The sequence below is a fragment of the Bacillus sp. MMSF_3353 genome (genome assembly GCF_030733445.1).
In the GTDB taxonomy this organism is placed as follows: domain Bacteria; phylum Bacillota; class Bacilli; order Bacillales; family Bacillaceae_G; genus Bacillus_A; species Bacillus_A wiedmannii.
Genome location: NZ_JASHJA010000006.1, coordinates 130,527 through 143,999 on the forward strand (window position 1 = coordinate 130,527; position 13,473 = coordinate 143,999).

14 protein-coding genes are annotated in these 13,473 nt (G+C 36.7%); 13 read left to right on the top strand and 1 reads right to left on the bottom strand.

Translation table 11 applies throughout. The annotated features are described in order from the left end of the window. The first annotated feature begins 9 nt into the window (after window positions 1-9). Genes bshB1 through RBB48_RS16140 form a run of 4 tightly spaced genes read left to right on the top strand, consistent with a single transcriptional unit; the run spans window position 10 to window position 4,002 of the window. Entirely contained in the window at window positions 10-711 is a 702-nt protein-coding gene (gene bshB1, locus RBB48_RS16125; protein ID WP_306007849.1) for a bacillithiol biosynthesis deacetylase BshB1, read from the top strand. After that, window positions 712-1,857 (top strand): N-acetyl-alpha-D-glucosaminyl L-malate synthase BshA, encoded by a 1,146-nt coding sequence (gene bshA, locus RBB48_RS16130; RefSeq protein ID WP_087985552.1) that lies wholly within the window; start codon window positions 712-714, stop codon window positions 1,855-1,857. After that, on the top strand, window positions 1,844-3,037 hold the full coding sequence (locus RBB48_RS16135; protein ID WP_088062710.1) for a CCA tRNA nucleotidyltransferase: 1,194 nt from the start codon (window positions 1,844-1,846) through the stop codon (window positions 3,035-3,037). Before bshA ends, RBB48_RS16135 begins: the two co-directional genes overlap by 14 nt. Beyond that, on the top strand, window positions 3,022-4,002 hold the full coding sequence (locus RBB48_RS16140) for a biotin--[acetyl-CoA-carboxylase] ligase (protein ID WP_046955213.1): 981 nt from the start codon (window positions 3,022-3,024) through the stop codon (window positions 4,000-4,002). The genes RBB48_RS16135 and RBB48_RS16140 overlap by 16 nt, the downstream gene beginning before the upstream one ends. 26 nt (window positions 4,003-4,028) lie before the next feature. On the opposite strand, the gene RBB48_RS16145 is transcribed toward RBB48_RS16140, so the two are convergent. Further along, window positions 4,029-4,418 carry a cupredoxin domain-containing protein gene (locus tag RBB48_RS16145; RefSeq protein ID WP_078183454.1) on the bottom strand — a complete coding sequence of 130 codons (390 nt, stop codon included), beginning with the start codon at window positions 4,416-4,418 and terminating at the stop codon, window positions 4,029-4,031. Window positions 4,419-4,827: 409 nt separating this feature from the next. Between RBB48_RS16145 and panB the strand changes: the two genes are divergently transcribed. From panB to nth, 9 genes are all read left to right on the top strand, one after another. Then, window positions 4,828-5,664 (top strand): 3-methyl-2-oxobutanoate hydroxymethyltransferase, encoded by an 837-nt coding sequence (gene panB, locus RBB48_RS16150; RefSeq protein ID WP_000853116.1) that lies wholly within the window; start codon window positions 4,828-4,830, stop codon window positions 5,662-5,664. Next, complete coding sequence (panC, locus tag RBB48_RS16155) at window positions 5,664-6,509, top strand: pantoate--beta-alanine ligase (RefSeq protein ID WP_098857571.1); 846 nt, start codon at window positions 5,664-5,666, stop codon at window positions 6,507-6,509. Before panB ends, panC begins: the two co-directional genes overlap by 1 nt. Window positions 6,510-6,524: 15 nt before the next feature. Then, window positions 6,525-6,908, top strand: coding sequence for an aspartate 1-decarboxylase (gene panD, locus RBB48_RS16160; protein ID WP_088062713.1), 384 nt, complete (start codon window positions 6,525-6,527; stop codon window positions 6,906-6,908). Between the two features lie 128 nt (window positions 6,909-7,036). Then, window positions 7,037-9,841: an ATP-dependent DNA helicase DinG gene (dinG, locus tag RBB48_RS16165; protein ID WP_088062714.1), complete on the top strand. Its 2,805-nt coding sequence runs from the start codon at window positions 7,037-7,039 to the stop codon at window positions 9,839-9,841. Window positions 9,842-10,091: 250 nt separating this feature from the next. Then, window positions 10,092-10,262, top strand: a complete 171-nt coding sequence (locus RBB48_RS16170) for a YpmA family protein (protein WP_000358351.1) — start codon at window positions 10,092-10,094, stop codon at window positions 10,260-10,262. A 7-nt stretch (window positions 10,263-10,269) separates the two neighbouring features. Further along, window positions 10,270-10,773 (top strand): cell wall elongation regulator TseB-like domain-containing protein, encoded by a 504-nt coding sequence (locus RBB48_RS16175; RefSeq protein WP_088608759.1) that lies wholly within the window; start codon window positions 10,270-10,272, stop codon window positions 10,771-10,773. Window positions 10,774-10,791: 18 nt separating this feature from the next. Next, on the top strand, window positions 10,792-11,979 hold the full coding sequence (gene aspB, locus RBB48_RS16180) for an aspartate transaminase AspB (protein ID WP_088062716.1): 1,188 nt from the start codon (window positions 10,792-10,794) through the stop codon (window positions 11,977-11,979). 121 nt (window positions 11,980-12,100) lie between these two features. Then, window positions 12,101-12,808, top strand: coding sequence for a DNA replication protein DnaD (gene dnaD, locus RBB48_RS16185; RefSeq protein ID WP_000728534.1), 708 nt, complete (start codon window positions 12,101-12,103; stop codon window positions 12,806-12,808). 15 nt (window positions 12,809-12,823) lie between these two features. Then, window positions 12,824-13,471, top strand: coding sequence for an endonuclease III (gene nth, locus RBB48_RS16190; protein WP_046958931.1), 648 nt, complete (start codon window positions 12,824-12,826; stop codon window positions 13,469-13,471). The last annotated feature ends 2 nt before the right edge of the window (window positions 13,472-13,473 follow it).

The following is a 13,473-nucleotide window of genomic DNA, read 5'->3' on the forward strand; positions in this document are numbered from 1 at the left end:
GGAACAATTATGAGTGGATTACATATATTAGCGTTTGGTGCTCATGCCGATGATGTCGAAATCGGCATGGCTGGTACCATTGCTAAATATACGAAGCAAGGGTATGAAGTAGGTATTTGTGATTTAACAGAAGCTGACCTTTCTTCTAATGGAACGATAGAATTGAGAAAAGAAGAAGCAAAGGCGGCAGCTCGTATAATGGGAGTAAAAACGAGACTGAATTTAGCGATGCCAGACCGTGGTTTGTATATGAAAGAAGAGTATATACGTGAAATTGTAAAGGTGATTCGTACATATAAACCGAAACTAGTTTTCGCGCCGTATTATGAAGATCGTCATCCAGATCATGCAAATTGTGCAAAACTTGTGGAAGAAGCTATTTTTTCAGCGGGAATTCGTAAATATATGCCAGAGGTTTCGCCACATCGCGTGGAGTCTTTTTATTATTATATGATTAATGGTTTTCATAAACCGAATTTTTGTATAGATATAAGTGAGTACCTTTCTATAAAAGTGGCAGCATTAGAAGCGTATGAAAGTCAGTTTTCAACAGGGAGTGATGGTGTGAAAACGCCGTTAACAGAAGGTTACGTTGAAACTGTGGTCGCTCGAGAGAAAATGTTTGGAAAAGAAGTTGGAGTCTTATATGCCGAGGGATTTATGAGTAAGAAACCGGTTTTATTACATGCTGATTTAATAGGGGGGATGTAAATGAAATTAAAAATAGGTATTACATGTTATCCTTCTGTAGGTGGTTCTGGAGTTGTTGGAACAGAATTAGGAAAGCAATTAGCGGAACGCGGGCATGAAATTCATTTTATTACATCGGGTTTACCATTCCGGTTAAATAAAGTGTATCCAAATATTTATTTTCATGAAGTGACGGTAAATCAATACTCTGTATTTCAATATCCACCATACGATTTAGCGTTAGCGAGTAAAATGGCAGAGGTTGCACAAAGAGAGAACCTAGATATTTTACATGTGCATTACGCAATACCACATGCCATTTGTGCTTATTTAGCAAAACAAATGATTGGAGAGCGTATTAAAATTGTTACAACCTTGCATGGAACAGATATTACTGTGTTAGGTTCTGACCCTTCGTTAAATAATTTAATTCGTTTTGGTATTGAGCAATCTGATGTTGTGACGGCTGTCTCGCATTCATTGATTAACGAAACGCATGAGCTTGTAAAACCAAATAAAAACATTCAAACGGTATATAACTTTATAGACGAGCGTGTATATTTCAAGCGTGATATGTCTCAATTAAAGAAAGAATACGGTATAAGTGAGAGTGAAAAGATACTGATTCACATTTCAAATTTCCGTAAAGTGAAACGTGTGCAAGATGTTGTTCAGGCATTTGCTAAAATTGTTACAGAAGTAGATGCGAAGTTGCTTCTTGTTGGAGATGGACCAGAATTTTGCACGATTTTACAGATAGTAAAAAATTTACATATTGAAGATCGCGTCTTATTCTTAGGGAAGCAAGATAATGTTGCAGAGCTACTTGCGATGAGTGATTTAATGTTGCTTCTTTCAGAGAAGGAGAGTTTTGGTCTTGTTTTATTAGAAGCGATGGCGTGTGGTGTACCTTGTATCGGAACAAGGGTTGGAGGTATTCCAGAAGTCATTCAACATGGTGAAACAGGATATTTATGTGAAGTTGGCGATCCAACAGGAGTGGCAAATCAAGCCATTCAGCTATTAAAGGATGAAGAACTTCACCGTAATTTGGGAGAGCGAGCAAGAGAAAGTGTTTACGAGCAGTTCCGCTCTGAAAAAATCGTCTCACAATATGAAACGATTTACTATGATGTACTAAGGGATGACAAAAATGGAAAGATTTAAAAAAGCTAGTTCTATTATTGAGACTTTAAAGCAACAAGGACATGAGGCCTACTTTGTCGGTGGAAGCGTACGAGATCTTATTATCGATAGGCCGATTGGAGATATTGATATTGCGACATCTGCTTTACCAGAAGAAGTGATGGCTATATTTCCAAGACATGTTCCTGTTGGTCTTGAGCATGGAACTGTAATTGTGGTAGAAAATGGTGAACCTTATGAGGTAACCACTTTTCGAACAGAGAGCGAATATGAAGATTTTCGAAGACCTAGTAGTGTTCAATTTGTTCGTTCATTAGAAGAGGATTTAAAACGTCGTGATTTCACAATGAATGCAATTGCGATGACAGAAGAAGGCAAAATGGTTGATTTATTTGCTGGACAGCAAGCGATTCAAAAGAGAGAAATTGTGACGGTTGGCAATGCTGCGGATCGTTTTCAAGAAGACGCCCTGCGAATGATGCGTGGTATTCGTTTCGTAAGTACGTTAGGTTTTTCTTTAGAAATGAAAACGAAACAAGCAATAGAAACATATGGACATTTGCTAGAACATATTGCAATTGAGCGAATTACAGTGGAGTTTGAGAAACTGTTAACTGGTACATATTGCGTGAAGGGCTTGCAAGAATTAGTAGAAACGAAGCTATTTTCTCATCTGCCATATTTACAAATGTCAGATGAGAGATTATTAAAAGCTACGCAGTATAACTGGGATTCTTTTGAAACGGACATTGAGGCATGGGCATTCTTCTTATATTGTATTGGGGAAGAGCATCCATCTGTCTTTTTACGTCAATGGAAGTTTTCAAATAAAAAAATAAAAGATATCGTCGCAGTTTTATTAACACTCCGTACGAGAAAGGAGAAGGATTGGGATACAGTCTTTCTTTATAAAACGGGAATTCATATCGCTGAAATGGCAGAAAGAGTATATGAAGCGATGATTGAAAGCTATGATAATACATCTGTGAAACGAGTACAAACGTTGTTTGAAGCATTGCCAATCAAGAATCGACAAGAAATGAATGTGACTGGGAATGATTTATTAAACTGGGCAAATAAAAAGCCAGGTCCGTGGGTTGCTGAAATGATTCAAAAAATTGAGGAAGCAATTGTACAAGGAAACGTAGTTAATGAGAAAGAGTGTATAAGGGAGTGGCTGCAAGAATGCAATCTACTATAAGAAAGCAGTTATTGCAAGTTTTTTCAGAAGCGGATGGCGCGTTTGTATCTGGCCAAACGATTAGTGATAAACTTGGTTGTTCAAGAACCGCTGTGTGGAAACATATGGAGGACCTTCGGAATGAGGGATATGAACTTGAAGCTGTGCGTCGATTAGGTTATCGAATTGCGAGTAAGCCAGACAAAGTGACTGCTAATGAAATTCAGTTAGGGTTACAAACGAAACATATTGGTAGAACGGTATATTTTGAAGAGTCTGTTGAATCTACGCAGCATATTGCAGCAAAACTTGCTTATGAAGGTGCAGAAGAAGGAACGATTGTTGTTGCAGAAGAACAAACAGCCGGCAGAGGTCGTTTAAGTAGGAAATGGCATTCACCAAAAGGAACAGGAATTTGGATGAGTATTATTTTACGTCCATCAATCCCGGTTCATCATGCACCACAACTTACTTTATTAGCGGCTGTTAGCGTTGCACAAGCAATTGAAAAGTGCACGGGTGTAAACGTAGGAATAAAATGGCCGAATGATATTTTAATTCAAGGTAAAAAGGCTGTAGGTATATTAACAGAAATGCAGGCTGATCCTGATAAAATTAATGCTGTCATTATGGGTATTGGTATTAATGCAAATCAAAAGCAAGAGCATTTTGATGAGGAAATTCAGCATATTGCTACTTCTTTAGCGATTGAATCCGGTGAGCCAATTGTTCGTGCAGAGCTGATGCAACAAATCTTTTTACAACTAGAAAAATTATATGAAGAGTATTTACAAAATGGTTTCTCTGTCATTAAAATTCTTTGGGAAAGTTACGCTGTGAGCATCGGGAAAGAAATTACCGCTCGAACGATGAGAGAGACAATTACAGGCGTAGCAAAAGGAATTACAGAGGATGGTGTATTGCTTCTGGAGGACCATGAAGGGAAAGTACATCACATTCATTCTGCGGATATCGAAATTAAGTAAAAGAAGTTCCTTTTGGGAACTTCTTTTTATTTGACTATTACTTTGCCTTCCATTCCTTTAAGAAGGTGGTACCGGCATATTAATTCATATGTACCAGTATTTTTAGGTTTCACGGTAATGTTTTTTTCTTTTCCTGACTCGACTACGACATCAATGCCGAGTTTTTTTACTGTAAAGGTGTGTTCATTCTTACCTTTGTTTTTTAATAACAATGTTGTTGACTCTTCAATTGGAATGGTGATGACGTTTGGATGAAAGTAATCATCATTCAGTTCGACCTCAATTACTTTCGTTGAATCGATAGGTTGTGTTACGACGTTAACTGAGGCAAATGCATGGAAGGAGCTAAAAGTTATCATCCCTACAATCATCAGAAGCAAACCGGTGAATGGAAATAACCATTTGTTCATAAACATGCGCAATTCTCCTTTTGTAAGTACTTTTCTCCATTAACCTGCATCATTAGTTTAAGAGTTATACGAGGCATTTTAAACAAAGCTTAATCTTTCTATGATTGAGTTATTTATAAAAAATTTCACATACCATAATAGGAATAAAAAATTATTTTTTCAAAAAAATGTAGTAATTCCTTTTTGGAGTTTGCTATAATTAGTTCGAATGTGGGCAGTATCAGAGCGAACTGCACCATGATTCGAAGCAATACGAAAAATAATAACTTGGATTCTGCCTTGATCCAATAACGGACTGGGACAGAGGGATGAATAATGCCGACTAACACACAACCCTTCTGCCCTTTTATGGCCAGAGGGGTTTTTTATATGATTTCGGCCATCTCCTCTCTCCTGTATAAAGGAGGAGTAGTTTTTGAAAACAAAAACAGATTTTTTGAAGATGAAAGAGCAAGGTGAGCCGATTACGATGCTAACGGCGTATGATTATCCATCTGCTAAGTTAGCAGAAGAAGCTGAAGTTGATATGATTCTAGTTGGAGATTCCCTTGGGATGGTTGTGCTTGGCTACGATTCAACAGTACCTGTAACAGTAGAGGATATGATTCATCATACGAAAGCTGTACGCCGAGGAGCGAAAGAGACGTTTATTGTAACTGATATGCCATTTATGTCGTATCATGTGTCGCCTCAAGATACGATGGTGAATGCACGCCGCATTGTTCAAGAGAGTGGTGCTCATGCACTGAAGGTAGAAGGTGCAGGGGAAGTGGTATCAACTATTCATTACTTGACGAATGCGGGAATTCCTGTCGTGGCACACTTAGGCTTAACTCCTCAATCTGTAGGAGTACTAGGTGGGTATAAAGTACAAGGAAAAGATGCTGAAAGTGCAAAAAAATTAATAGAAGATGCGAAGAGATGTGAGGAAGCTGGTGCGATAGCGCTTGTGTTAGAATGTGTGCCAATGCAGTTAGCGGAATTAATTTCGAAGCAACTAACAATTCCGACGATTGGAATTGGAGCAGGGAAAAAAGTAGATGGGCAAGTACTTGTTTATCATGATCTTATCTCATACGGCGTAAATCGTGTTCCGAAATTTGTAAAGCAATATACGTCTGTTCAAGAGGAGATTGTGCGAGGGATTTCACAATACGTTACTGAAGTAAAGACAGGGCAATTTCCAGAAGAAAAACATTCATTCACAATGAAAGAGGAAGAATGCTTAGCGTTATACGGAGGAAAACAATAATGAAAATCGTAACTACAGTGCAAGAGATGCAGCAAATTACAAACGAACTTCGTATAAGTGGAAAAAGTATTGGTTTTGTTCCAACGATGGGTTATTTACATGAAGGCCATGCGACTTTATTACGTAAGGCAAGAGAAGAAAATGAAATTGTGGTTTTAAGCGTGTTTGTCAATCCGCTACAGTTTGGGCCGAATGAAGATTTAGATCGATACCCTCGTGATATTGATAGAGATGAAAATGTAGCAAAAGAAAACGGTGTAGATTATTTATTTTATCCGAGCGTAGAAGAAATGTATCCAGCAGAACAAACGACAACAGTAGCAGTTGTGAAGCGTACCGATGTATTATGTGGCAAACAAAGACCTGGTCATTTCGCTGGAGTTGCGACTGTACTAATGAAACTATTTAATATTACATTGCCAACGCGTGCTTATTTTGGTATGAAAGATGCACAGCAAGTTGCTGTCATTGAAGGATTTGTCGCTGATTTTAATATTCCGGTTACGATCGTACCAGTGGATATTGTAAGGGAAGTAGATGGATTAGCGAAAAGTTCTCGTAACGTGTATTTATCACAAGAAGAGCGTGAAGAGGCTCCTCATTTATACCGCAGTCTATGTATAGCGAAAGAAAGAATTGAAGCAGGCGAACGTAATGCAGAAATCATTACAACTCTTGTGAAAGAGTATATTGAGACGTATACGAAAGGCACTGTAGATTATGCTGATTTATATGCCTATCCTTCACTACAAGTAATAGATAAAATTGAAGGACGAATCATTTTAGCAATTGCAGTTAAATTTGAGAATGTACGATTAATTGACAATATAACATTAACGGTTTAATAAGGGGGAGCATCTATGTTTCGCACAATGATGAGAGCGAAGTTACATCGCGCAACAGTAACAGAAGCAAATTTAAATTATGTAGGTAGTATTACAATTGATGAAGATTTAATGGATGCAGTAAATATTTTAGAAAATGAAAAAGTACAAATTGTAAATAACAATAATGGTGCGCGCTTAGAGACATATGTTATTAAAGGAGAACGCGGTAGCGGTGTTGTTTGTTTAAATGGTGCAGCTGCAAGGCTTGTACAGCCAGGGGATAAAGTTATTATTATTTGCTACGGTTTAGTGGCAGAAGAAAATATTCATAACCAAGAGCCGAAAATTGCAGTATTAGACGATGATAATCAAATTATCCAAATGTTAGGCACTGAAAAAGCGGGTACGATATTATAAGTAAGAAGGCTATCTCTATTATGGAGATAGCTTTTTTGTGCATCTTTTCATTAAGATGAGATAAAACGTGGTATAGTAACATTATATAATTTTGTGATTGATAGGTAAGAAATTGAGGTGTTACATATATGAGTAAACGTTATGTCGTTGTGGATTTAGAGACGACAGGGAACTCCTGGAAGGACGGGAAGGATAAAATTACCCAAATCGCAGCTGTTGTAGTGGAAGATGGAGAGATACTAGAGATTTTTTCATCTTTTATTAATCCGAAGAGAGAGATTCCGCCATTTATTACAGAATTAACAGGGATTGATGAGAGTATGGTTAAGCAAGCCCCGTTATTTCATGATGTAGCCCCGATGGTTGTTGAGCTATTGCAAGGTGCAGCTTTTGTTGCACATAACGTTCACTTTGATTGGAATTTTTTAACGGAAGAATTAAGGTGGGCTGGATATACAGAAGTACATTGTCCGAAAGTTGATACAGTGGAGTTGGCGCAAATTCTTTTGCCGACAGCTGATAGTTATAAATTACGTGATTTAGCTAAACAACATGAATTAGAGCACGATCAACCGCATCGTGCGGATAGTGATGCTCTTGCAACAGCGGAATTATTTTTACAATTTTTAAATGAAATTGAAAAGTTACCACTTGTCACCTTGCAATCGCTTTATGAATTGAGCGATGTTTTTCAAAGTGATATAGCGGATGTACTTTCTGAAAATATTTTAAAGAAAATGATGCATGGTAGAAAAGTGGCAGAGGGGTATGAAGTGTATCGAAATATTGCGCTTCGAAAACGGAATTATGCTTTAAATCTCAGTGAAACATGTTCATCTAAATTTGATGCTTTCTTGCATAAGGCAATCGATAAACTTGAATTGAATATGCCAAGGTTTGAAAAAAGAGAAAGCCAACAGATTATGATGAAGGAAATATATACAGCACTAAGAGATTCTAGGTTTTCACTAATTGAAGCAGGAACAGGAACAGGAAAGACTCTTGCATATTTACTTCCAAGTATTTATTTTGCAACGAAAAAAGAAGAACCTGTCATCATAAGTACCCAAACAGTACAACTGCAACAACAAATATTAGAAAAAGAAATTCCATTATTACAGAAAATAATGCCATTTTCATTTGAAGTAGCTCTTTTGAAAGGAAGAAAGCATTATCTTTGTCTACATAAATTTGAATATGCTTTGCAAGAGGAAGAGAAAAATTATGATATGGCGCTCACAAAGGCAAAAATTTTAGTGTGGTTATTGCAAACAGAAACTGGCGATCGTGATGAATTAAATATTCCTGAGGGCGGAAAGTTACTTTGGAACCGTATTTGTAGTGATGTACATAGTCCAGGCGGGATGCAAAGCAACTGGTATAGCCGTTGTTTTTATCAACGAGCAAAGAATAAAGCATTATTTGCAGATATCGTTATTACAAATCATGCGTTATTATTTCAAGATTTTTCAAGTGAAGAACCACTATTTGCTTCATGTGAACATATTATTTTTGATGAAGCTCATCATATCGAGGAAGCGGCGAGTAGAATATTAGGTGAACAGTTCTCCTGTATGTATTTTCAATTAGTTTTATCTCGTCTTGGTACGCTAGAAACAGATGATGTACTTTCTAAAGTATATAAAATGATGAAAAAATCAGAGCAAGCCTCTCGTTCGACTTTCCGTATGGTGAGTCATAGTTTGAAGGAATTGAAATTTGATGCGGATGAGCTATTCCAAATGTTACGTGCTTTCATCTTTAAACAAACAAAGCAGGAACAAGGGATAAGCAATATGCCACTCATTTATCGATATAACACGGAAGTAGAGAAAGGTAAGTTATGGGATAGCATTACCGAGTTAACAAATCGTTTTGTATACGATGTAAGAAAATTATTGACTATACTTGAGAAGCAAGTTGATATATTGCAAAGTAAATTAGAATGGGAGATGCATGTTATTACAGGTGAATTTATGCATTTAATTGAGTTGTTGAGAAAGATGGAAAAATCTTTACAATTACTCATTTTAGAAAAAAATTCATATGTGACATGGATGGAGACTGAAACGAAGGGAACAATTCATTCAACCGTTTTATATGCACAGCCTGTTCATATTGGTGAAAGGCTTGCGGATGAATTTTTAACACAGAAAAAGAGTGTTATTTTCACATCAGCAACGTTAACAGTAAACGATTCATTTGACTATATAAAAGAGGAGCTAGGTTTACATGATTTTGCTCCCAATACATTACAGGTTCCATCACCATTCCGTTTTGAAGAACAGATGAAATTAATGGTTTCAACAGATGTGCCTTTTATTAAGCAAGCAAGTAATGAAGAATATATTAAATCTGTGTCGGCACATATTGCAAAAATCGCGAAAGCTACAAAAGGTAGAATGCTTGTTTTATTCACTTCGTATGAAATGTTGAAAGAAGCGTATACGAATTTGAAAAATGATGAGGAATTAGAGGGGTATTTATTATTAACGCAAAGTGTAAATAATAAGAGCCGAAGTCGTCTCATTCGTAAATTTCAAGAGTTCGACAAATCGATTTTGTTAGGAACAAGTAGTTTTTGGGAAGGGATAGATATACCTGGAGATGCCCTTAGTTGTCTTGTTATTGTACGGCTTCCCTTTACGCCTCCTCATCAACCGATGATGGAAGCAAAAGGAGAGTGGTTAAAAAATCAAGGAGAGGACGTATTCGCTAAGTTAGCACTCCCGCAAGCAATCTTGCGTTTCAAACAAGGATTTGGTCGTCTGATTAGAACAAGTACAGATACCGGAACAGTATTTGTATTAGACCGTCGTTTGATAAGCGCTTCTTATGGAAAACGTTTTTTACAATCAATCCCAACTGTTCCGCTTTATGAAGGCCCTCTAGAAGAATTATTAGAACAATTAAAGGCATGGCCAAATAAATAAAATTGGAAGAAAAATACGCCTGAAGTACATTTAAGCTTCAGGCGTAAAAAATGTGGGTAGGAGGAATTTTATTTTTCTTACTTCTTGTATACAAAATGTATTGGTTTTCGACTTGAAACCTTTTTTTGCAGTACATGTCCTGCTATAATAGATGGGTGATGAAGCAGGGGTTGTAAAGAATGTACTCTTATTGTAACCGTATTGCGTTCTTCTATAATTAGAAATTTTTGTGTAACGGAGGAGTTTTTTCATGGATAAGAAAATCGAAGTCCTATCAACGACGCGTATTAAATATTCGTCTGACTTGTATAAAATTGTTGATAGTTTGAATCGTACGTTAAAAGAACAGGACCTCATGTTCGGATTAGCATTAGACGAAAAAGATAAAGAAATAGCTGTATTTACGATTTACAGAACGTAGTGATACAATGAAAAAGTGGATCTTTGCAATCGTTATCGTAATCGTTGCTAGCGGAATATATGGGGCGTATGTTTACAATAAAGCAATGGAAAAGAAAATCCCTAAAGAGGCAAAATCTGTAGAAATTGCGAAAGAAAAGGCAAAGCTTACAAAAGTAAAATCTGTTGATTATTATAATGGAAATTCTTCATATACAGTCGTACAAGGTGTAGACGAAAAAGGAGAACAAATTATTGTTTGGGTGCCTAATAAAAAAGGGAATGTCCTTGTGAAGAAAAAGAGTGAAGGTATTCCTGAAAAAGAAGCTTTGCAAAAGTTGGCTGAACAAGCTACAGGAAAAGGTGATGAGCCAAAGCCAAAGCCAAAAGAAATTATAAAAGTAAAATTAGGTGCTCAAAACGATATTCCGTTGTGGGAAATTACATATATTGATCAGGAAGATCGTTATACGTATTATTATTTAGAGTTTCAAAATGGGGCTTATGCTGGTCACTACAGCATTGAAAAATAGATGTAGGGGGAACTACAAATGAAATTAGCAAAGCGAGTAGCTGCTTTAACACCATCTGCAACTTTAGAAATTACAGCAAAGGCACAAGCATTAAAAGCAGAAGGTCATGATGTAATTGGATTAGGGGCAGGAGAACCTGACTTTAATACGCCAGAACATATTATGGATGCTGCACATAAAGCGATGTTAGAAGGACATACGAAGTATACACCAACAGGTGGATTACAAGCGTTAAAACAAGAAATTGTGAAGAAGTTTACACGTGATCAAGGAATTGCGTATGATCCATCTGAAATTATTGTATGTAACGGTGCAAAGCATGCATTATATACATTATTCCAAGTGTTACTTGATGAAGGAGATGAAGTTATCATCCCAACTCCTTATTGGGTAAGTTATCCTGAGCAAGTAAAGCTTGCTGGAGGTAAGCCAGTTTACGTAGAAGGCCTGGAAGACAATGAGTACAAAATTACAGCGAAGCAGCTGCGTGAGGCAATTACAGAGAAAACGAAAGCAGTTATTATTAATTCACCGAGCAATCCAACAGGAATGATTTATAGCAAAGAGGAATTACAACAGCTTGGAGAAATATGTTTAGAACACGATATTTTAATCGTTTCAGATGAAATTTATGAAAAATTAATTTATGGTGGAGCAGAATATACTTCGATTGCCCAGCTTTCTAATGCATTAAAAGAACAAACACTTATTATTAATGGTGTATCTAAATCTCATTCTATGACAGGATGGCGTATTGGATATGCAGCAGGAAATAAGCAGCTTATTAAAGCGATGACGAACTTAGCGAGTCATAGTACGTCAAACCCTACTTCAATCGCTCAATACGGCGCAATTGCAGCATATGCAGGCTCACAAGAACCTGTAGAAACAATGCGTCAAGCATTTGAAGAAAGATTAAACATTATTTATGATAAATTAATTCAAATCCCTGGCTTTACTTGCATTAAACCACAAGGTGCATTTTACTTATTCCCTAATGTAAAAGAAGCTGTAGCTTTATCAGGATACGAAACTGTGGATGATTGGGCAAAAGCTCTATTAGAAGAGGAAAAAGTGGCTCTTGTACCAGGTACAGGATTTGGTGCTCCAAATAACGTTCGTTTATCATATGCGACATCTCTTGAACAAGTAGAGAAAGCATTGGAACGCATTCATACGTTTATGAAAAGTAAAGTGCAAGCTTAATTGTATATTTTATTAACGCAATACAAAAAACCTTCCTACATAATAGGAAGGTTTTTTTGACGAATTGTGGCAAAAAGAAATAGCGAAAGGTGTGTTATACTAGAGAGCGAGGTGTTTGGTGATGAAAAAGAAAATGATGTTACAGTGGTTTGAGCAGGGAAGCATTGCAATTCCAAAATTACTTATGATGCATTATAAAAAATTAGGGCTAAATGAAATGGAATTTATGGTTGTACTTCATGTACACACATTTTTAGAATCGGGCAATTCGTTTCCGACTCCGTCAGAGATTTCAGAACGGATGACGATTACTGAAATGAAATGTATGGAAGTAATTCAGACATTGATTCAAAAAGGTTTTTTATCACTAGAAGGTGGACAAAAATCAGAAGCGATGATGTGTGAAAGTTATTCTTTACAACCGCTATGGGAAAAAATATTGCATTTCTTAATGAACGAATCAATAGAGGAAGAACAAAAAGAAATAAAACAACTGCAAGTAAATTTATATACAGTATTTGAAAAAGAATTTGGAAGACCACTTTCTCCGTTTGAATGTGAAACGTTGGGTATGTGGGAAGATCAAGATCAACATCATCCGAATTTAATTCAAGCGGCCCTCAGGGAAGCTGTAATGAGCGGTAAGCTTAATTTCCGATATATTGATCGTATTTTATTTGAGTGGAAAAAGAATGGTATTAAAACAGTAGATCAAGCCCAAAACCAAGGACGGAAATTTAGAGCAAATCAACAACGAACGCAGCAAACGACAAAACAAGAGACGAAATTTACTGGGAAAGTGCCTTTTTATAATTGGTTGGAGCAGTAATGTAGGAGGAAGTATATGTTAAATAAAACGCAAATTCGCTATTGTTTAGACACAATGGCGGATATGTATCCAGAAGCACATTGTGAATTAATTCATGATAATCCATTTGAATTAGTAATCGCGGTGGCGTTATCTGCACAATGTACAGATGCACTTGTAAATAAAGTGACGAAAAATTTATTTCAAAAATATAAAACACCAGAAGATTATTTAAGCGTGTCTTTAGAAGAATTACAACAAGATATACGTTCCATTGGATTGTTTAGAAATAAGGCGAAAAATATTCAAAAATTGTGCCAGATGTTGCTAGATGATTATAACGGGAAAGTTCCAGAAGACCGTGACGAGCTGACGAAATTACCAGGAGTAGGAAGAAAGACAGCGAATGTAGTTGTTTCGGTTGCATTTGGAATTCCAGCGATTGCTGTTGATACGCATGTAGAGAGAGTGAGTAAACGGTTAGCGATTTGTAGGTGGAAAGATTCGGTGTTAGAAGTAGAAAAGACATTAATGAAGAAAGTTCCGATGGATGAATGGGGCGTTACACATCATCGTATGATTTTCTTTGGGCGTTACCACTGTAAAGCACAGCGACCACAATGTGAAGAGTGCCGATTACTAGAAGTGTGTCGTGAAGGAAAGAAGCGAATGAAGGGGAAATAAAG